13 protein-coding genes are annotated in these 20,223 nt (G+C 62.2%); 8 read left to right on the top strand and 5 right to left on the bottom strand.

From position 1 onward, the window contains the following. Positions 1-97: 97 nt before the first annotated feature. A complete protein-coding gene (locus G4D79_RS07655) occupies positions 98-1,408 on the bottom strand; it encodes an HNH endonuclease signature motif containing protein (protein ID WP_099697166.1) in 1,311 nt (436 codons plus the stop codon). A gap of 116 nt (positions 1,409-1,524) precedes the next feature. On the opposite strand from G4D79_RS07655, the gene G4D79_RS07660 reads away from it, so the two are divergent. The 7 genes from G4D79_RS07660 (at position 1,525) to G4D79_RS07690 (ending at position 13,034) form a co-directional block, all read left to right on the top strand. Beyond that, positions 1,525-2,832, top strand: coding sequence for an SWIM zinc finger family protein (locus tag G4D79_RS07660; RefSeq protein WP_099697165.1), 1,308 nt, complete (start codon positions 1,525-1,527; stop codon positions 2,830-2,832). Then, on the top strand, positions 2,829-4,313 hold the full coding sequence (locus G4D79_RS07665; RefSeq protein ID WP_099697164.1) for a DUF5691 domain-containing protein: 1,485 nt from the start codon (positions 2,829-2,831) through the stop codon (positions 4,311-4,313). Before G4D79_RS07660 ends, G4D79_RS07665 begins: the two co-directional genes overlap by 4 nt. A gap of 77 nt (positions 4,314-4,390) precedes the next feature. Beyond that, entirely contained in the window at positions 4,391-5,470 is a 1,080-nt protein-coding gene (locus tag G4D79_RS07670) for an AAA family ATPase (protein WP_099697257.1), read from the top strand. Then, positions 5,440-7,644: a DUF5682 family protein gene (locus G4D79_RS07675; protein ID WP_099697163.1), complete on the top strand. Its 2,205-nt coding sequence runs from the start codon at positions 5,440-5,442 to the stop codon at positions 7,642-7,644. Before G4D79_RS07670 ends, G4D79_RS07675 begins: the two co-directional genes overlap by 31 nt. After that, positions 7,641-8,804, top strand: coding sequence for a VWA domain-containing protein (locus tag G4D79_RS07680; RefSeq protein ID WP_047269390.1), 1,164 nt, complete (start codon positions 7,641-7,643; stop codon positions 8,802-8,804). Before G4D79_RS07675 ends, G4D79_RS07680 begins: the two co-directional genes overlap by 4 nt. A 42-nt stretch (positions 8,805-8,846) precedes the next feature. Further along, complete coding sequence (locus G4D79_RS07685; protein ID WP_063315539.1) at positions 8,847-10,469, top strand: MFS transporter; 1,623 nt, start codon at positions 8,847-8,849, stop codon at positions 10,467-10,469. 237 nt (positions 10,470-10,706) lie between these two features. Beyond that, positions 10,707-13,034 carry a bifunctional diguanylate cyclase/phosphodiesterase gene (locus tag G4D79_RS07690; protein WP_099697162.1) on the top strand — a complete coding sequence of 776 codons (2,328 nt, stop codon included), beginning with the start codon at positions 10,707-10,709 and terminating at the stop codon, positions 13,032-13,034. Between the two features lies 1 nt (position 13,035). On the opposite strand, the gene G4D79_RS07695 is transcribed toward G4D79_RS07690, so the two are convergent. Together G4D79_RS07695 and G4D79_RS07700 are read right to left on the bottom strand one after the other, a co-directional pair. Further along, positions 13,036-14,160 (bottom strand): GGDEF domain-containing protein, encoded by a 1,125-nt coding sequence (locus G4D79_RS07695; RefSeq protein WP_063836244.1) that lies wholly within the window; start codon positions 14,158-14,160, stop codon positions 13,036-13,038. A 121-nt stretch (positions 14,161-14,281) separates the two neighbouring features. Then, entirely contained in the window at positions 14,282-15,721 is a 1,440-nt protein-coding gene (locus G4D79_RS07700; RefSeq protein ID WP_030536080.1) for an amino acid permease, read from the bottom strand. Between the two features lie 163 nt (positions 15,722-15,884). Here G4D79_RS07700 and G4D79_RS07705 point away from each other — a divergent pair, with 163 nt between their 5' ends. Then, positions 15,885-17,417, top strand: a complete 1,533-nt coding sequence (locus G4D79_RS07705; protein ID WP_225320173.1) for a PucR family transcriptional regulator — start codon at positions 15,885-15,887, stop codon at positions 17,415-17,417. Here G4D79_RS07705 and G4D79_RS07710 read toward each other — a convergent pair. Further along, a complete protein-coding gene (locus G4D79_RS07710; protein WP_047269393.1) occupies positions 17,393-18,829 on the bottom strand; it encodes an aldehyde dehydrogenase family protein in 1,437 nt (478 codons plus the stop codon). The two genes, G4D79_RS07705 and G4D79_RS07710, sit on opposite strands and share 25 nt — an antisense overlap. Then, positions 18,826-20,199 (bottom strand): 4-aminobutyrate--2-oxoglutarate transaminase, encoded by a 1,374-nt coding sequence (gene gabT / locus G4D79_RS07715; RefSeq protein WP_099697160.1) that lies wholly within the window; start codon positions 20,197-20,199, stop codon positions 18,826-18,828. The genes G4D79_RS07710 and gabT overlap by 4 nt, the downstream gene beginning before the upstream one ends. Positions 20,200-20,223 lie beyond the last annotated feature (24 nt).

Here is a 20,223-nt window from a genome sequence, read left to right on the forward strand (position 1 = left end):
GGAAAGTTGTGGACGCGCCACGGCCTGTTGGCACCGCATCGGGGGGATCCCTTCTATGCGGTGCTCGGCCGTGTTCTGTTGTGCCTGAGGTTCGTTCTCAGGTTTTGAAGGTGGTGTTCGCCGGCCTGGGTTGCTGACCGGGGTCGATCGAGGGCGGCGGGATGAACCACGGTTTGTTGTCGACACCGATCCGAATTTCCCATTTCCCGACGAACCCGGATTTTCGGTGCATCAATCGATGATGTGAACGGCACAGCAGGACCAGGTTGTTCATCACCGTCGGGCCGCCGTTGGCCCAGTGCCGGATGTGGTGCGCATCGGTCCACGCCGGTACACATGTGCAGCCTGGGAACGCGCAGCCTCTGTCTCGGGCGATCAACGCCACTCGCTGTTCGGGGGTGACCAATCGTTTTCCGGGTTTCGCATCGAGCGGTGCGCCGTGATCGTCGAGCAGGACGGTGGAGAGGAAGCAGTCGCAGCCGAGGAGTCTGGTCTGTGACACGGACAGTGGTCCGAGCCAGGGCATGTGCCCGACATCAAGATCGGCCAGGTCCAGTGAGTCGTCATCACCCGAATCCGAAGACTGTGCGGCACAATCCCGATGCTCCGCCAGATCCCGAGCATTGATGTGCACGTTCACATGCGGACGCTGACCACCATCGGTGCCGGTCTTGGCGCAATCGAGATAACGCCGGATCAGTTCCGTGAACCCGTCGGCCGTCCGTTTCGCCGCCGACCGAGAATCCGGGGTTCCATCGGGTGCCGGGGTGGGCATCGTCAGATTCGACAACGCCGACAGCAGCATTTCCCCGGTGAGAGCGTCGAAATCGCCGCGCACCACCACTCGACCGTTCAATGTCGACGCGATCCGCAACTCGTTGAGATCGACATCCTCGGCGGGCGGGATCTCATCCGATTCGAACAACCGCTCCAAGGTCGCGATCACGTTCCGCACTTTCGTCGTCGTCGCTTCCCCACCCGACGCAGCAGCGAGCAACAAATCGATGCACTTCGGTAATGCCTCCTCCGGCATGCCTTTCGGCGGTGACTCGCAGAACGCCACGATCAACACGGCATGATCGAACGAGCAGTCCCCGCCATCGAACCGAGCCGCCACCGCCGGAAACGGCCGCAAAGCTGCACCCAGCGCGGCGATCTTCTTCCCGTCCCGAACCTGCAGCATCGTGGTGGCCGCCAACCACGCACCCACTCCGCGGCTGGCAATCACCTGATCATCCGGGCGCAACGACAACTCGTCCACCACCGCCACACGCACCGCCTCGAGGCGCAGAATCTCCGCACTCGCCTCGACAGCAGCAGCACGCAACTCGGCAGCAGGCAACTGCCACAACCGTCCGCGCAACCCCACCGCAGAACCAGACACCACATCCGACAACAAGACACTCATTGAATCCCCCGATCCCCTCCCCAGATCATATTCGAATATGTGTTCGAGTCAAGGGGCTATTCACCAACGAATCGGCCTGACTCTGTGATGTCAGCGGGTTGTCATACTGTGGTCGAGTGACTTCGCCGTGGACAGCTGGGCAGGTGGCGTCGGTAGCTCCGGACGCCGCATCGCTGGCCGCTGCGCGCAAGTTGGCTGGTTCGTGGAGCCATGCCGGCAACAGGGGTCTCGCGCTCTGGGGGCTGTGTCAGGGCAGCGGCTCGAAGCCGTATCAAGCAGTGGTCGACCTGAGGGGCCCTGCATACAAGTGCTCGTGCCCCAGTCGAAAGTTTCCGTGCAAACATGCTCTGGGGTTGCTGGTGGAATGGTCGGAAGGGCGTGTGCCGTCGACGGACGAGCCCGCCGACTTCGCGGCAGAGTGGTTGTTGCGCCGCGAGGAGAAGGCCGAGACCCGCGGCGAAAGGGCTGAGACCGGCGACGAGGCCCCCAAGAGGGCTCCCGACCCGGCGACAGCGCAGAAGCGCGCCGACCGCGTTGCGAGCGGGCTCGTCGAATTGGACCTGTGGATCACCGATCAGATCCGCAGTGGTCTGGCAGCGATGGACACATCCTGGGCGGGCTTCGACGCAGTAGCTGCTCGAATGGTGGATGCTCAGGCGCCTGGTGTCGCAGGCACACTTCGAGCCTTGGCGGGCACCGTTGCGTCTACCGAGAACTGGCCTGAGAAAGTCCTCGACGAGTTGGCTCGGTTGCACCTGCTGGTTGCTGCGCATCAGAAGCTGTCCGAGTTGCCGGAAGATCTTGCCCATTCGGTGAAAGCACACGTCGGCTATCCGGTCTCAACCGAGAGTGTGATGGAATCGATTCCGGTGAAAGAGAACTGGATGATTCTCGGTTCCGGGATCACCGAGGAGAAGCGACTGTTCACCCGAACGGTGTGGATGCTCGGCAGGAATTCGAAGCGGTGGGCCATGCTGCTCGACTTCTCCCACGGGTCACCCAATTTTGCCACCGAAACGCCGCCAGTCGGGTTTCTGCTCAACGCCGATGTTCATTTCTATCCTGGTGCCGCGGCATTGCGGGCTCGGATCGGGGTCACGCACGGAGAACCGGAGCCCTTCACAACCATGCCGTTCGGAAGCATCGACACTGCGTTGCAGCAGTTTACCGATGCCCTCGCCGCGGATCCATGGTTGCGCTCGTGGCCGGCAGTGATCAGTTCGGTGGTCCCGTCGTTCGTCGACGGATCATGGTTTGTCGTCGACGAATCGGGCACAGCGCTTCGGGCAGAGGGTGATTCGGATCTTCTGTGGAAGTTGCTCGGCATTTCCGGCGGTTACCCGGTCACAGTCTGCGGAACGTGGAACGCGCTGGCTCTTACTCCGATCTCGGTTTTCACGGGAGGGCAGGTGATCGTGCTGTGAGTACATTGATCTCAGCGGCGCTCCTTGGGACAGCCAGAACAGCAACAACATTCGAGGAGCTGCCGACTGAAGTGCGTGGCTACGCTCGCGAACTCGACGGCGATCCTGCCGAGATGCTTCTCGCAGGAGCAGCGTTGGAGAGGGCGTACCGCCGTGGTGGTGCGGGCTCCACCACGGCGGCGGTGCCGACACCTGCGCCAGACGATGTTCGATTCACGCTGCCGGAATCCTCATCGGCGCATCTGCTGTCGATGCTCGCGGCCAAGGCGACCTTGCTCGACGAATGGTTCGCAGTCGCGTTGGAGCACAATTACCGTGCGCCTGATCATCTGGTCGCCGAGTTGCTTTCTTTCGCACGTGCAAGTGAAGCTCACCGGGAGAGCATCCTGCAGATTGTCGGCGAGCGTGGTCGATGGCTTGCCGCGCAAAACCCCGAGTGGAGCAAACTCGTCCGAACCAGGGATGCCAACCCGGACGTGTGGCGTCACGGAAGTTCGTCGCAGCGCACACAGTGGCTGATAGACACTCGTCGAACAGATCCCGCGCTGGCGCTGGCCGAACTCCGAAAGTCCTGGGGCACCGAGCGGGGCGAACAGAAGGCTGCCTTCGTCGCGGCGCTGGCAAACGGACTGAGTGCGGATGATCAACCATTGTTGGAGGAAGCCCTCGACGACCGTCGCAAGGACGTGCGACGCGCGGCAGTGGAAGTACTCGGACAACTCCCCGAATCGGAGTTCGGGGAGAGAATGGCTGCTCGGGTTCGGAAATGGGTGCGGGTGGAACGGAAACTCGTTCGGTCCACGCTCGTCATCGTCCCGCCTGAGGAAGTCGATTCAGCGGCGAGGCGAGACGGCATCGAAGACCGGCCGAATCCACACACCGACTATCGTGCGGAGTATGTGCGTCAGGCGATCAGTTCTGCGCCGTTGTCTCTGTGGAACAACATGATCGGTGGACCAGGCAAGGTCTTGGGGATGAGCGTTGACGAAGGCTGGGAGCCGATCCTTCACGACGCGTGGTCCACCGCCGGAGTCGCGCAGAACAATACGGAATGGGCGCTGGAACTCTTTCGTATGCGCGGCACGGCCACCGATCGACGCGTGCTCCCGTTGGTGCCGGCCAAGGCGCTGGCTGATCTGTTGAGGTCCGGAAACGGCGACGCCAATGTTCTGCACCCGGGCCGGGCAGCGATCTACGACGCTCTGCGAGGTCCATGGCCCGAGGACATCACCCGGGCAGTGGTGGCCCAGTGGGAACGAGTTGCGGCTAGACGTGCCGACGGAGGCGCCAAGGCCGGCGAATTCTCACGCTACAAGTACGTCGCATCGCTGCGCCTGGCCGAGACTCGATTTCCTTACAGCGCAGTAACTTTGCTGGAGCGTGCGGCGGAGCGTGCTCGTGACCCCGACTGGCGGCAGACCTTCGCCAGAACTGCCAGCGCCATCACCCACCGCAAGACCCTGCTCGAGGAGCTCACATGACTGACAGCGTAACCGTGCCCACCACGGAACCGGAAAAGCTCGCGCAACCGGCAAAGCTCGCGCAACCGGCAAAGCTGATGCGGCCCCACGCAGAGCAGGAGTACGCGCTCGAACTCGAAGCACTGGCCGCGCAGGACACCCGTCCGCGTCCACCGTCGTGGAACTTGTCGCCCTGGGCCGTGGTGACGTATCTGTTGGGTGGCACTCTCGACGACGGAACCGTCATTTCGCCGAAGTACGTCGGTCCACGGCGGTTGATGGAAGTGGCCGTCGCAACTCTTGCCACCGACCGGGCGCTACTGCTGTTGGGGGTTCCCGGTACGGCCAAGACCTGGGTCTCCGAACACCTTTCGGCCGCAATCTCGGGTGCGTCGACGCTCCTGGTTCAAGGCACGTCGGGTACGCCCGAGGAAGCTATCCGCTACGGCTGGAACTACGCACGTCTTCTCTCCGAGGGGCCGACCGCCGGTGCGCTGGTGCCTTCTCCCGTGATGACGGCGATGGAAACCGGGAAGATCGCCCGCGTCGAAGAGTTGACGCGTATCCCGGCCGACGTGCAGGACGCTCTCATCACCATTCTCTCCGAGAAGACGTTGCCGGTGCCGGAACTGGGCATCGAGGTGCAGGCAGCCAAGGGCTTCAATCTGATCGCTACCGCCAACGATCGCGATCGCGGTGTCAACGATCTGTCGTCCGCACTGCGTCGACGGTTCAATACCGTAGTCCTCCCTTTGCCGGCCAGCGAGGAAGACGAGGTGGCCATAGTGGCACGTCGAGTCGAACAGCTGGGCGCAGCACTGGAATTGCCGACAACCCCCGCAGCAGCCGAGGAAATTCGCCGGGTCGTCACCGTGTTCCGGGAACTGCGATCAGGCACGACCACCGACGGCCGCACCAAGTTGAAGTCCCCGTCCGGAACTCTGTCGACGGCGGAGGCGATCTCGGTGGTCACCAACGGTTTGGCGTTGTCTGCGCATTTCGGGGACGGCGTACTGCGGGCATCCGACGTCGCTGCCGGAATCCTGGGTTCGGTGATCAAGGATCCGGTCGCAGACAAGGTGGTGTGGAACGAGTACCTCGAGGCAGTAGTGCGTGAACGCGGCGAGTGGTCCGACTTCTACCGGGCGTGCCGCGAGGTCACCGGGCGACCATCGTGATTCCGGACCTGCGTGTCCGGGTCTTCGGTATCCGTCACCACGGCCCGGGATCTGCTCGTTCGGTTCGGCAGGGTCTGGAAGAGTTCTCGCCTGACGTCGTCCTGATCGAAGGGCCCTCGGACGCAGACCCGTTGGTGATGCTGGCGGCGTCGGATTCGATGGAGCCACCGATTGCGTTGCTCGCGTACGCCACTGGCGAGCCGTCGAAGGCGGCCTTCTGGCCGTTTGCGGTGTTCTCACCCGAATGGCAAGCGCTGCAGTGGGCTGCGAAGAACGGTGTGCAGGCACGGTTCTGCGATCTGCCCGCCTTCAACGTGTTGGCGGATCAGGGGATTCGTACTGTCCGCGAGGGCGATCCTCTGTCGGAACTGGCCGCGGCCGCGGGTTTCGACGACACCGAACGCTGGTGGGATTCGGTGATCGAATCGAGCTCGGGCGCAGATTCTTTCGATGCGATCACCGAGGCGATGGAGGCGCTGCGTGAGACAGTGCCGATCGACGAGGAGACAGCGCATCGCGAAGCGTATATGCGTCAGGTGCTGCGAAAGACGTTGAAAGATGGCGCTGAGCGGGTAGCCGTCGTCTGCGGAGCCTGGCACGCGCCGGCGTTGGTCGGAGCCTTGGGGCCGGCGGCACCCGATGCTCGCATCCTCAAAGGAATGTCCAAGGTCAAGACCTCGCTGACGTGGGTTCCCTGGACTCACTCACGTCTGGCATCGGCATCGGGTTACGGCGCCGGAATCACCTCGCCGGGCTGGTATCACCACCTGTTCACCGCGAACGACAAGACGATCACGCGGTGGCTCACCAAAGTTGCGCGGGTGCTCAGGGACGAGGACCTTCCGATCTCGAGTGCTCACGTCATCGAAGCTGTCCGGTTGGCAGATACGTTGGCGGCACTGCGTTCTCGACCCTTGGCGGGATTGTCGGAGGTCACCGAGGCAACGAGGTCGGTGATGTGCGACGGGAACGACGTTCTTCTGGATCTGATCACGCGAAGATTGGTTGTGGGCGAAGCGCTGGGCGCGGTGCCCGAAGAAACTCCGACGGTTCCGCTCGAAGCAGACCTGCGAGCACGTTCGAAGACTTTGCGGCTCAAACAACAAGCGGGAGCCAAGAATCTCGATCTGGACCTGCGACGCGATATCGACGTCGAGCGTTCCCAGTTCCTGCACCGACTGGGGATCCTCGAGATCGATTGGGGAACCCCGGCCGACAGTGAGGTCCGTTCCACCGGAACGTTCCGGGAGACTTGGGCGCTGCAATGGAAGCCCGAATTCTCGGTCTCGGTGATCGAGGCGTCGCTGTGGGGCACGACGGTGGCTGCAGCGGCAACATCACGTGTCGTCTCGAAGATCAACGAGCCGGACATCTCTCTCGCGTCACTGATCGGACTACTGGAGAACTCGCTCCTGGCGAACCTGCCGGCAGCGTTGTCCGCTGTGCTGGAAAGTGTGAAAACGGTTGCGGCACTGGATCATGACGTGTCGCACCTGATGGCGGCGCTGCCCACGCTGACGCGAACGCTGCGGTACGGCGATGTGCGCGGAACCGACGTGTCTGCCTTGGTCGACGTCGCCGACAGCTTGTTGATCCGCATTTGCACCGGCCTCGCAGTCGCCGTCACGGGCCTGGACGATCCCAGTGCCGAGGAGTTTCGCGAACACCTCGACAAGGTTCACTCGGCAGTCATGGTTCGTGACGATCGCGATGCGAGCGCACGGTGGCTGCAGGCCATGGCCGGCGTGATCGACCGTGACGACGTCAACGGACTACTCGTCGGACGGTTGGTGCGGCTACTGCGCGACAGCGGTTCGATCACGGAAACCGCTGCAGCCCAGCGCTTGTCTCGGGCCCTGTCCGTGGGAAGCACGCCGACCGCCAAAGCCGGGTGGGTCGACGGGTTTCTCGGTGGAGGAGGGCTTGTGCTCGTTCACGATCGAGCGTTGCTCACGCTGATCGACACGTGGGTTCGCCAACTTCGTGAGCAGGACTTCATCGACACGCTTCCACTGCTTCGACGTACGTTCGGAGCGTTCGAGGCGGGGGAGCGTCGAGCGATCGGTCAGGCGGTCAGAGGTGGACGACGCGTCGAAACGACAGTGGAGACCGATGCTCGACGCGGCAGAGCGGCAATGGCGGTCGTTGCGGACATCTTGGGGGTGGGCGCATGAGCGACGACGATCAGCGCCTTCGACGCTGGAGACTGATGCTCGGGGAATCCGCCGAAGAATCGACGGGTGGGCTGGGCCAACCGGGCGAGCGTCGAATGGATGCAGCTCTTGCCGCACTCTACGATTCGTCCGGCCCGACCAAGGGGCGACGCCGCTCAGCCGGATTGGGGGCGTCGGCTCCGTCCGTCGCCAGATGGCTCGGCGATATCCGGACGTACTTTCCCAGCACGGTGGTGCAGGTGATGCAGAAGGACGCGATCGACCGACTGGGTTTGGCGCAGTTGCTGCTCGAACCGGAACTGCTCGATGCCGTCGAGCCCGATGTGCATCTGGTCGGGACGCTGCTGAGCCTCAACCAGGTCATGCCGGAGGCCAGCAAGGCAACTGCTCGAATGGTCGTCGGCAAGGTGGTTCGGGAAGTCGAAGAGCGAATCGCGCAGAAAACGAAGGCCGCGGTGACCGGGGCTCTCAATCGTTCGGCCAGAACGTCGAATCCGAAGTTGCGTGACATCGACTGGGACCGAACCATCCGAGCAAATCTGTCGCACTACCTTCCGGAGTATCGAACCGTCGTCCCCGAGCGGCTCGTCGGATACGGCCGCAAGTCGAAATCCGTGCAGCGCGACGTAGTCCTGGCGATCGACCAATCGGGTTCGATGGCGTCCAGCGTCGTCTACGCATCCGTGTTCGGCGCGGTGTTGGCGTCGATGCAGGCGCTGAAGACTTCGCTCGTGGTTTTCGACACTGCCGTCGTCGACCTGACGGACAAACTGTCCGACCCAGTCGACGTCCTTTTCGGGACCCAACTTGGTGGGGGCACGGACATCAACCGCGCAATCGCGTACAGCCAGTCACTGATCTCGCGTCCTGCCGAGTCGATGTTCGTTCTGATCTCGGACCTCTACGAGGGCGGTATTCGCAACGAGATGTTGCGCCGGATGGCCGCCATGAAGAACTCCGGCGTTCAAGTCGTGGTTCTACTGGCACTCTCGGACGACGGGGCACCGTCGTTCGATCACGACAATGCAGCGTCGCTGAGTGCCCTCGGGATTCCCGCGTTTGCGTGCACGCCGGACAAGTTTCCGGAACTGCTGGCGGTGGCTCTGGAACGCGGGGACGTGTCGGCTTGGGCGGATCAGCTCAGCCTCGAACAGCACTGACCGGTCTGCTTCGAGGACCTGAACACCGGGTACACCCGCACGATGGGTGACGGACAGGTTGCTGGTTCGACGACGCAAGCGGGTTCAGGACTGGTTCTCACGGTGTTGGCATCCAGCCAATTCCTGATGACCTTGGACAGTTCGGTCATGAACGTTTCGATGGCAACCGTCGCCGAGGACGTCGGCACGAGCATCACCGGCATTCAAACCGCGATCACGCTGTACACCCTGGTCATGGCGACGCTGATGATCACGGGCAGCAAGCTGGGGTCGATGATGGGTCGTCGCCGGGCCTTCGCGGTCGGCTTGATCATCTACGGCGCTGGTTCTCTGACAACGGCGCTCGCTCCCAATCTTGCGGTCCTGCTGATCGGATGGTCGTTCCTCGAAGGCGTCGGTGCGGCACTCATCATGCCCGCGATCGTCGCGCTCGTCGCCACCAACTTTCCGGCGCAGAAGCGCCCGGCTGCCTACGGTCTGGTCGCTGCCGCCGGCGCGATGGCCGTGGCGGTCGGGCCGCTGATCGGCGGCGCCGCGACGACATTTGCGTCATGGCGTTACGTGTTCGTCGGCGAAGTCGTGATCGTTGTCCTGATCTTGCTGGTGCTGAGCAAGGTGGTCGACGTCCCACCGTCGAAGTCGCGCCTCGACTACGTCGGATCGATCTTGTCTGTGGTCGGGCTGGGCATGATCGTCTTCGGCGTACTGCGCTCGAGCGAGTGGGGTTGGGTGCAGGCCAAACCCGACGGACCGCAGTTGGTCGGGCTTTCCCCGGTGGTGTGGCTGCTGATCGCCGGGCTCCTGGTCGTGTACGGATTCCTGCGCTGGGAGGGACGCCTGGCCGCTGCGGGGAAGGAGCCGTTGCTTGATCCGGCGATGCTGCGAAACCGCGAGCTCAGTGGCGGGCTGTCGATGTTCTTCGCGCAGTTTCTGGTCCAGGCGGGCGTGTTCTTCGCGGTCCCGTTGTTCTTGTCCGTAGTTCTGGAGCTCAGTGCCCTGGAGACGGGAGTTCGCATCCTGCCGTTGTCGGCGGCGCTCGTCGTGGCGGCGATCGGTATTCCGAAGCTACGGCCTACCGCGAACCCGCGACGCGTGGTCCGAGTCGGATTGTTGGTCATGGTCGTCGGCATTCTGATGCTCGTTGCAGGCATGGACCCCGGCGCCAATGCGGCGATCGTGATGATTCCCATGCTGTTCATGGGTTTCGGCTTGGGGTGCCTGTCTTCGCAGCTCGGAGCCGTCACGGTGTCCTCGGTCCCGGACGAGCGCAGCACCGAGGTCGGCGGGTTGCAGAACACCGCCACCAACCTCGGCGCTTCCTTGGGAACTGCCCTGATCGGATCGGTTCTCATTGCCACTCTCACGACGTCGGCGATCGCCGGAATCGAAGACAATCCGGCGGTTCCGACATCGGTGCAGCAGCAAGCGAGCACCGACATGGCCTCGGGCGTGCCGTTCCTGTCGACGACGCAACTCCGATCCGCTCTCGATGACGCCGGCGTCGCCGAGTCCACGGCGGATGCGATCGTGGACGTGAACGAAGAAGCCAGGCTGGACGCGTTGCGTGTCGCCTTTGCCGTGGCTGCGCTGCTCGCGATCGCAGCGTTGTTCCCGACCGCTCGAATCCCTCGCGTCGCAGTCGGCGACAAACGTGGATCGAGCTAAGAATCAGCAATCGCAGATCGACCTGGAAGATCGAGGGAGCGACCTCTGGATATAGTGATCTGCGCACAATCGATTCGTCAGATGGCTACCGTTGTGAAGGAAACAAGCAGCGAGTCTGAAACACTGACGTTTCACCGGATAAGGGTTCGGTGGGGAGCCAGGGGAGGTTCGGATGGCCAGGCGAGCGGATTCGACGCCCGCTGATGGCGCCTGCGCAGATGTCGGGATGCCTCGCTGATGAGCCGTCCGAGTCGATTGGGCAGGCAAGATCCTGCTTCGGAGGCCGACTGCAACAGCCTGTTTCGCCGTCAGATAGACGAAGCTGCAGCCGTCGCGCCGTTCGCCAATCTTGCGTACATGGCGAGTTTGGTCGTGATTCTGACCTACACCGTCCCGCCCGGACGTCAGACGCTCAGGTGGTTGGGTGGCGCCCTCATCTTTCTCGTCCTCGCGAATTCGATCCGAGTATGGATTCCCCTTCGCTGGCGGCCGTCGAAGCACACCCCGCGCTACGACTACGTGGGTCTGCTCGTCGAAGTGATCGTGGTCGCGACCCTCGATGTCACACTTTTCGCTCTGCTCTTTCACGACATGGACGTCTTCCGCGACTTGGTTCTGATCGCGACGATGGCCGGGATCATGGGCGCCGGGACCGTGACGTTCTCGAGTCTGAGATCGGTGAGCCTGACCTGGATCTACATTCACGGCCTCGGCGTCTTCACTGTTCTCGTCGTCCACGCCGAACCCCACTTTCGCATACTTGCGATTCAGTTGTGCATCTACATGTTTGCGCTCACCGTAGGGGCGGTCTATCTGTCGGCCTCTTTCCAGAGACGTTGTCTCGCAGAGTTTCAGGCGGAATCCGAGCGTCAGACTGTGGCGTTGTTGCTCGACGGTTTCGAGGGCGGTTCCCGCGACTGGCTGTGGGAGTGCGACACCAACGGCCGGTTCTCCCACACCTCGGCACGTCTCGCCGAGGTCGCAGGTATGACGGTGGACGAGTTGCAGCAACTCACCTTCGGACAACTCCTCACCAGACTCCAGATCGCATCGAGTCCGGAGGGGCGTGCGGCCGCGGCCCAGATGATCGACAAACTCGAATCGAGTGCTCCCTTCCGGGACACTGTCGTGCCGGTGCATGTCGACGGTAGGCGACGCTGGTGGTCTCTTTCCGGCAATCCACGGGTCCTCGAATCCGGCGTGATTCTGGGTTGGCGCGGTGTCGGTTCCGACATCACGGAGAGGTATGTCCACGAGCAGGAGATCCTTCGCCTTGCGGCCACCGACTCGTTGACCGGGTTACCGAACCGTCGTGCGTTCGGAGTGGCGCTCGAGGAAGCGATCGATTCCCGCGTGCCGGAGAAGCAGGTTCTCGTCGGGATTCTCGACCTCGACAACTTCAAATCGGTGAACGACACCCTTGGCCATCCGATCGGGGACCAATTACTTCTCGAAGTCACGAAACGCCTTCGCGACGTGATCGGTTCGGACATGTGCTCGCGGATGGGCGGTGACGAATTCGGGCTGATCGTCTGCACCTCTTCGCGCGACGATCCCGGTGTGATCTTCGATCGGTACCTGGAAGTGCTGCACGAACCATTCTTTGTCGAAGGCAATCGGATCGAAGTGCGGGCCACGATCGGTTACTCGAGCGCGCCCGAGGATTCGACGGACGCCGACGGATTGGTGATGCTGGCGGATCTGGCTCTGTACGAGGCGAAGTCGACGGGACGCAATCGAGTGGGCAAGTTCTCACCGCTGCTGCGGGCGAGGGCATCGGCGCGGGCGACGGCGTTGCACGAGCTGGACAGAGGGATCGAGGAAGGGCAGTTCGAACTCCATTACCAGCCTCAGATCGACACTCAGACCGGTGAAGTGGTGGCCTTCGAGGCTCTTCTTCGGTGGAACCATCCCAGCCGCGGCCTCATCGGGCCCAGCCAGTTCATCTCGGTGGCGGAGGAAACCGGAATGATCATTCCCCTCGGTGCGCAGGCAATGGCGATGGCGACCGCCGCTGCTGCGGGGTGGCCGACCGGAATTGGCGTCTCGGTCAACGTTTCACCAGTGCAGTTGGTGTCGCGAGAGTTCGGTGCGATGGTGAAGAAAGCGCTGACGGATTCGGGCTTGCCTCCGCAACTGCTGCAGCTCGAAATCACCGAGACAGGTGTTGTGGACGATCGCGCGATCCGGGATCTCTACAAGCTGCGTGAGCTCGGGGTCACCGTCGCACTCGACGATTTCGGCACCGGCTATTCGTCCTTCGCCACGCTCCAGAGACTTCCAATCGACGTTCTCAAGATCGATCGCATGCTGGTCACCGACTCGGACGATCCGAAGATGTCCGTGGTGAAGTCCATTGTCGAATTGGCCGCGGCCCTCGGTATGAAATCGTTGGCCGAGGGCGTGGAGACCATCGAGCAGTTCCGCCGCGTCCAGTGGGTCGGGTGTGACCTGGTCCAGGGTTACCACATCAGCAAGGCTCTGACCGCTGAGCGCGTCGATGTGTATCTTGCCGCGACGGACACGGAAACCGGGCGCAGCGTCCACCCACTTACGTGGCTGTGAATCAGATCTGAGCCGAGCGGATCGTATTACCGCCTGCCGCCTTCGCTTGATACATCATCGAATCCGCGACATTTGTCGCCGCCAGGATTGCGGAAGCACCGCCGCTCCACGCCTTCGATTCGGCGGTCATCATCACCGCTCCGACGCTCACCGTTGTGGGGATCGCGTCGGAACAATCCGACAGCGCCGCGTTTATCCCTTCGATCAACAGGGTTGTCGATTCGGGATCGCCGGCGATGACGGCCAGGTATTCCTCCCCGCCGGTTCGAGCAATGACTCCGCGTTCGCCGAGATGTGTGCTCAATCGGTTCGCGGTTCTCCTGATGACATGATCGCCTTCGGCATGACCGTGAAGATCATTCACCGTTTTGAATTTGTCGATATCGACGACGATGAAGGCGAGAGATGAAGAATCGTCTCGGGCGCTCTCGAAGAGATCGCCGACTGCCCCTTCCAGCCCCCGACGGTTGAACAGTCCAGTGAGGGGATCCCGGTCCGAATACTGGGCATCGCGGTAAAGAGTGCGCCAAGTCAGGTGCGCAAAAATGGGAACGAGTGTGACAGCTCCGAAAAGAACGGTGCCGCGGGCCAGAAGCGTCGTGATATCGACGTCGCCTTCCATATATGCAAGAACGAAAACGGTAGTCGTGACGGTCGTCGACCAAACGACATGAGCGACAAGCCACTTTGCGCTGACAAAGAGCGTCGCAAAGGTTCCGGTGACCGCGAAGACGATGCAACCGAACGTCCCGGACGAGCGATCCGGCACCAGGAGGACGGCAGCCGCGATCCCGAGATCTGCGAATATTCCGAATGCAAGCAACCCCCGGCGTCCGGGAAACGGTTGTGTGAACCAGCATGCGGCGATTCCCACACACGTACAGATCATGAAAATCGAAAGAGCTTTGCCGGGTGTGGTCGGCGGCGTATCCGGACCGATCAATTTGTAGAAAGCGGACAGTCCGAAGATGATCGTCATCATTCCAAGCAAGGTTCGGAAGATCGGAATGATTGCCCGGCCGGATCTCTGGTGCTTTATCCACTCGTAGTCGTGTGGTTCGTTGAACCATTCGTGAAGTGTTCGCCAAGAACTGTGCCCCTCGGAGGCGATGACAGGGCTCGGCATGCTGTCCATTTTGCCTTGAATTTAGGTAAAGAGAAAATCTATGTTCGACCGCTTCCATCGGATCGGCTCTTTTCGGGGAAGAGGTTCAATTATCGAGTCGAGCGCTTACTCGATGCTTGTTTCAAGCCTTCTTCGAACTGCTGTGTGCGTTGTTCGAGGCGGTCGCGAACGATCCGACTTTTCGCGTACGAGACTTTCTCACGCCGTAAGCGGCGAGGATGACCCCCAGCGCGACCAGGCTTTGGACGAATTCCGCGCGCGTGGGTTCGTTGAGACCCATTCCCACCAGGATCACGAGAATCAGACCAGTGACCACTATCGGCAGGCCGGGATACAACCAGACACGGAATTTCAGAATCTCGGGGCTTTCGCGTTCCCATCGGCGTCGGAGGCGTAGTTCGGATACACAGATCAGGATGTAAACGAACAAGCAGATTGCGCCCGACGAATTCACGAGGAACAAGAAAATCGTATCCGGCCAGATGTAGCCGGCCGCGATACAGAAGTACCCGGCCACGGTGCAGGCGAGTACGCCCTTCACCGGCACGCCGCGGCTGTTGGTCCGTGTCATCCAGGCCGGCGCGTCGTTGTAGACGGAGAGTGCGAAGAGCATCCGTGACGCCGTGTACAGGCCGGAATTGAGGCAGGACAGCACCGCGACCAGAACCACGAGATTGAGAATGTCGGCGGCGCCGGGAATTCCGAGCAGGTCGAGTGCGGAGATGAACGGAGAATCGCCGACGACGAACGAATCCCACGGCAGCATCGTCACGAGGAGGAAGGTGGCGACAACGAAGAAGGCGAGAATGCGGAAGACGACCGTGTTCGTGGCCCGCCTGATCGCTCCGGCGGGTTCGGCGGATTCCGCTGCGGCGATCGTGACAAGCTCGGCTCCGGTCATGGAGAAGATCACGGCGACAACGCCCACCAGTACGGGGGTGAAGCCGTTCGGCAGAAATCCTCCGTGGCCGGTCAGATTGCTGAAATCGACTTCACTGCCGGGCCAGATGCCGAAGACGAACAGACTGCCGAGCACGATGAAGCCGATGATGACGGCGACCTTGATACCCGCAAACCAGTACTCGGCCTCGCCGAAGTTGCTGACGGAGAGAAGATTGACCCCGGTCATCACCAACAGGAGTACCGCTGACATGAGCCAGAGCGGGACACCATGGATCCACCGGGAGAGCAAGGTTGCTCCGACGACGGATTCGATGCCGACGACGATCACCCAGAAATACCAGTAGAGCCAGCCAGTGGTGAAACCCGCCCAGTCGCCCAACGCCATGCGGGCGTATTCGGTGAACGATCCCGTACACGGCTTGGCCACGGCCATTTCGCCGAGCATGCGCATCACCAGGAACACGATGATCCCGCAGATCGCGCACGTGATGACTGCGCCGGGGCCGGCCTGGTTGATGATTCCGCTCAGACCGACGAAGAAACCGGCGCCGATGACGCCGCCCATGGAAAGCATGGTCAGGTGGCGCTTCTTCAAGCCTGTTTTGAGTGTCGAATGAACGCTGGCGGCTTCGGCTGTTTCGGTGCTGCTGTCGGGCATCTGGGCTCAGCTCCTATTGCATGACGCGATCAGTTCTTTCGGAGAGACGCTAAGCTCATCGTGTGATCCAGAACATGGACTTGATGTACAAATCTGAACTGGAAACTGTCAGTTCTGTCCACTGCCTTTCTATTCACTGCCCTCGGAGGTTCCGGTAATGCCGATGACTGTCCGGCGCCTGGCGGCCACCACCTCGCTCGGCCTCACGATCGTTGCCGGTCACGACGACGTGGATCTGTCGATCAGCTGGGCGCACGCAATCGAATTGCAGGATCCGACCCGTTGGCTCGCCGGTGGAGAGCTTGTCATGACGACGGGGCTGCATCTACCGCGTTCGGCGACAAAGCAATACGAGTACGTCGAGCGCATCGCGCAGACTGGTGCGGTGGCACTGGCGTTCGACACCGGCACCGTCCACGAGAGGGTGCCGGACGCGATCATCAAGGCCGGCGACGAACTGGGTTTTGCCGTGCTTTCCGTCGCCAAGGAGACGCCGTTCATCGCCATTTCGCGGGCCGTGATCGACGAACTGACTGCCGACCAGATACGAACGGTGCAGGCGGTGGTCGACGCGCAGGAGAAGTTGGCGCGTGCCCTGCTCGACGGGGTGCCGGCTCTGATCACTGCCCTGGGTCGAGCCGTTCACGCAGCAGTCTGTGTTCTCGATCGGGACGGCGCGGTGCTGGCTCTGACGGAAGGTGCGAGTTCGTCTCTGCCCGAACGCATCAGGGAGCGATCAGGTAAGGAGCGCAGCCGGATCGTGGTGGACGACGACGGCCACCTGGCCATTCACCGCCTTGCTGTGAGCGGCACGCTGGCCGTGGCGTCCGAGGCCGCCTTGGATCAGTCCGAGCGATTGTTGGTGGGCCACACGGTGTCGCTGTTGACCATCGAGCTTGCCAAGCCGTTGCGGGTTGTCGATGCCGAACAGCGGCTGAGGTTGGCCGTTACGACGATGGTGCGCCAGGCCGGCGGTGACGTCGACGAAAGTCTGTTGCGGTACTTCGGATTCGAATCCGAAACCACGGTGGTGGCAACCGCCTTGACCGATGTCGGACCTTTGCTTGCGGCCACCGACATCACTTCAGCGGCCCTGGAAGAAGAGTCGGTGCCGTACCTGTTGGCCCCGCTGACTGACGGAACCGGTGTGTGGTTCGTCGTGAAAAGTGAAGTTGCGGAGAAGGTCACACGCAGTGTGTACGCGAGAGTGCGGGAGAATTCACGCCGGAGTATCAACGGTGGAATCGGTGGCGTCCGCCCGATGACCGGTGTAGCGGCCAGTCTGCGCGAGGCCGTCTCTGCTGCCAAAGTGGGGCAGGTCGAAGGACACACACTCGTTCCGTTCTCGGAACTCGGGACTTTCAGTCTCTTGTTGAGTGTGCAGTCGAGCGATGTTCTGCAGTCGATCGCGGCCAGCGGTCTCGGTGTGCTGGAAGGCTACGACGCCGAGAACGGTTCCCGTCTGGTGGACTCGATCGAAGCGTTCCTGCACCACAATGGTCAATGGGAATCCGCTGCAGCGCAATTGGGTGTTCACCGGCACACGCTGCGTAACCGCATGGACAAGGCTGCCGAGTTGATCGGGAGAGATCTCGATTCCGCCCACACCCGGTCCGAGTTGTGGATCGCACTCAAAGCTCGTGAACTGCTGCAGGCGGAATCGAATTCAGATCACGCTCGGCCGCCCCTGAGATAGACGGTGGTGGTGTGAGTGAAGAACTCTCGCGCCGCGTCGCCTTGTTCCTTGGGTCCGTATCCACTCCTCTTCGCGCCGCCGAAAGGTACGTGGGGATCAGCGCCCGCCGATTCCGAATTCACGTGCAGGATCCCCACGTCCAGATCGTCGATACCGGCCAGTGCACTGGTCAGGTCTTGCGTGAACAATGCTGCGGACAAACCGAATTCGCCCTCGTTCGCCAAGCGGAATGCGTCTGCGGTTGTTGCTGCCCGCTGCACCGCCAGTACCGGGCCGAAGAGTTCCTCGAACCACAGTTCGGTGCTCGACGGTAGTTCCAGCACTGTCGGTTGGACGTAGTAGCCCGACTGCGGCGCTTCGGCGGTGGCCACAACCCTGGCGCCGCCGTCGACGGCTCGATTGATCCCCTCGATGATCGACTGCTGCGCGTATGCGCTGACCACGGGACCTGTCGTGACGTCGGGATCGAGTGGATCTCCGACTCTCAGTTGCTTGACTTCAACGGTCAGCCTGGCCAGGAATTCCTCGGCGATGGATTCATGGAGCACCAGACGTGAAGTGGCCGTGCATTTCTGGCCGGTTGACCGGAATGCACCCAGCATGACCTGCTCGACCGCAAGCTCGAGATCTGCGTCGGCAAGTACGACGGCTGCGTTCTTTCCACCCATTTCCGCCTGTACCGGAACTCCTCGCGCCGCAGCAGATCCCGCGATCTTTCGGCCGACTCCGGTGGAACCGGTGAAGGTGACGGCGTCGAGGTCCGGGTGATCGACCAGCGCTTCACCGGCCGCGCTGTCGGCGAGGATCATGTTCAGGACTCCGTCGGGTAGGCCCGCTTCGGTCAGTGCCTGCGCGAGACGGAAGGCCAGAAGGGGCACCGCGGCAGCCGGTTTCCAGACGACGGTGTTTCCGTACACCAAGGCAGGCGCAATCTTCCATGCCGGGATCGCGATCGGGAAGTTGAACGGCGTGACGACGCCTACCACTCCGAGAGGTTTGCGAGTGACGAGAATCTGCTCGCTGCTACGTGGGGAGGAATACACCGTTCCGGTCTCGCGGTCGGCGGCGTTGCCGTAGTAACGCAGAATCTGCGCTGCGCGGCGCACCTCTCCGATACCCTCGGCCAGCGTTTTCCCTTCTTCGCGGGTGAGTTCTTCGCCCCAGGCCTCAGCGTTGGATTCGATGATTTCCGCTGCGCGAGTGAGGTATGCGCCGCGTGCGGACATCGGCAGGCGGGCCCAGTCGTTCGCGGCGATGCGGGCGACGCGAACACCGGTCGCCATTTCGGAGGCACCGGCGCGGCCTCCGGTGGCGACAACCTCGTCGGGACGGGCCGGGTTGGTGTCCGTCAGTGTGCCGTCGCTGCCCGTGACCCAAGCTCCGCCGATCAAGCTGCGCACTGCGACGCTCATCGGACTGCGGCCACAGCGTCGCGAAGAATACCGAGTCCTTCGGTCAGCAACTCGTCGGAGATGCTCAGCGGCGGGAGGAAACGGACGACGTTTCCATAGGTGCCGGCGGTGAGCAGAAGGAGACCGTGTGTGTGGGCGTAGCTGACGATCTGGGCGACGGCCTCGCGATTCGGAGCCTTGTCCTCGTCGTGGACGAGTTCGATTGCAATCATGGCGCCGCGTCCGCGAATGTCGCCGATTATGTCTGTGTCCGAAGCGATTTCGGACAAACCTGTGGTCAGGATGTCGCCGATGTCCTTGGCGCGGTCGAGGAGCCCTTCCATCTCGATCGTCTCGAAAACTGCCAGGGCGGCCTCGCAGGCAACGGGATTGCCGCTGTACGTACCGCCGATACCACCGGGATGCGCGGCGTCCATGACGTCGGCACGGCCGGTCACGGCGGCGAGTGGCATTCCGCCGGCGAGACCTTTTGCGGTTGTGATGATGTCGGGGACGAAGTCCTCACTCTCGCTGGCGAACCAGGATCCGGTTCGTGCGATACCGGTCTGGACCTCGTCCGCGACGACGAGAATGCCGCGCTCACAGCAGAATTCCGAGATTCGCTTCAGGAATCCCGGAGCGGGAACGATGAAACCGCCCTCACCCTGAATCGGTTCCACGACCACAGCGGCTACCGATTCGGCGCCGATCTGAGTGTCGATCGCAAGACGGAACTGGGCGAATGCTTCGTCGGCCGCGTTTTCGGGGCCGCTCGGCCAACGGTAGGGGTATGCCATCGGAACCCGGTAGACCTCTGGTGCGAACGGGCCGAATGTGGCCTTGTACGGCTGGTTCTTGGCTGTCATCGTCATGGTCATCAACGTGCGACCGTGGAATGCGTGGTCGAAGACGACAACTGCTGGGCGACCGGTGGCGGCACGTGCGTATTTCACGGCGTTCTCGAGCGCTTCGCTGCCGGTGTTGAACAGCGCTGTTCGCTTCTCGTGATCTCCCGGGGTCAGGCGGTTGAGCGCTTCGCAGACCTCGAGGTACCCCTCGTAGGGGTTTGCGAGGAAACACGTATGGGTGAACTGACCGAGCTGGCGCGTGGTGCGTTCGACCACGCGCGGCGCACTGTTTCCGACGGTGGTCACGGCGATGCCGCTGCCGAAGTCGATGAACGAGTTGTCGTCGACGTCGACGACAACTCCTCCGCCCGCTGCGGCAACGTAAATGCTGGATCCGCTGGTCAGCCCGGCCGGCAGTGCGGCGCTCCGGCGCTTTGCCAAAGCGCGCGAGTTGGGGCCGGGCACTTCGGTGACGAGGCGTCGTATCTGGGGAAGGGTCGGTCCACCGATGCACGTTTCCGTGCCGTGCTCGAGAATGGTCATCGCAGTGCCTCCAGTCGTTTTCCG

It is taken from the genome of Rhodococcus sp. WY5 (genome assembly GCF_018588185.1).
Lineage (GTDB): Bacteria > Actinomycetota > Actinomycetes > Mycobacteriales > Mycobacteriaceae > Rhodococcus_F > Rhodococcus_F qingshengii.

Coding starts and splice junctions, on each gene's coding strand:
- G4D79_RS07655 (WP_099697166.1), bottom strand. CDS start 1,408: ATGAGTGTCTTGTTGTCGGATGTGGTGTCTGGTTCTGCGGTGGGGTTG.
- G4D79_RS07670 (WP_099697257.1), top strand. CDS start 4,391: ATGCGGCCCCACGCAGAGCAGGAGTACGCGCTCGAACTCGAAGCACTG.
- G4D79_RS07680 (WP_047269390.1), top strand. CDS start 7,641: ATGAGCGACGACGATCAGCGCCTTCGACGCTGGAGACTGATGCTCGGG.
- G4D79_RS07685 (WP_063315539.1), top strand. CDS start 8,847: ATGGGTGACGGACAGGTTGCTGGTTCGACGACGCAAGCGGGTTCAGGA.
- G4D79_RS07690 (WP_099697162.1), top strand. CDS start 10,707: ATGAGCCGTCCGAGTCGATTGGGCAGGCAAGATCCTGCTTCGGAGGCC.
- G4D79_RS07695 (WP_063836244.1), bottom strand. CDS start 14,160: ATGCCGAGCCCTGTCATCGCCTCCGAGGGGCACAGTTCTTGGCGAACA.
- G4D79_RS07700 (WP_030536080.1), bottom strand. CDS start 15,721: ATGCCCGACAGCAGCACCGAAACAGCCGAAGCCGCCAGCGTTCATTCG.
- G4D79_RS07705 (WP_225320173.1), top strand. CDS start 15,885: ATGACTGTCCGGCGCCTGGCGGCCACCACCTCGCTCGGCCTCACGATC.
- G4D79_RS07710 (WP_047269393.1), bottom strand. CDS start 18,829: ATGAGCGTCGCAGTGCGCAGCTTGATCGGCGGAGCTTGGGTCACGGGC.
- gabT (WP_099697160.1), bottom strand. CDS start 20,199: ATGACCATTCTCGAGCACGGCACGGAAACGTGCATCGGTGGACCGACC.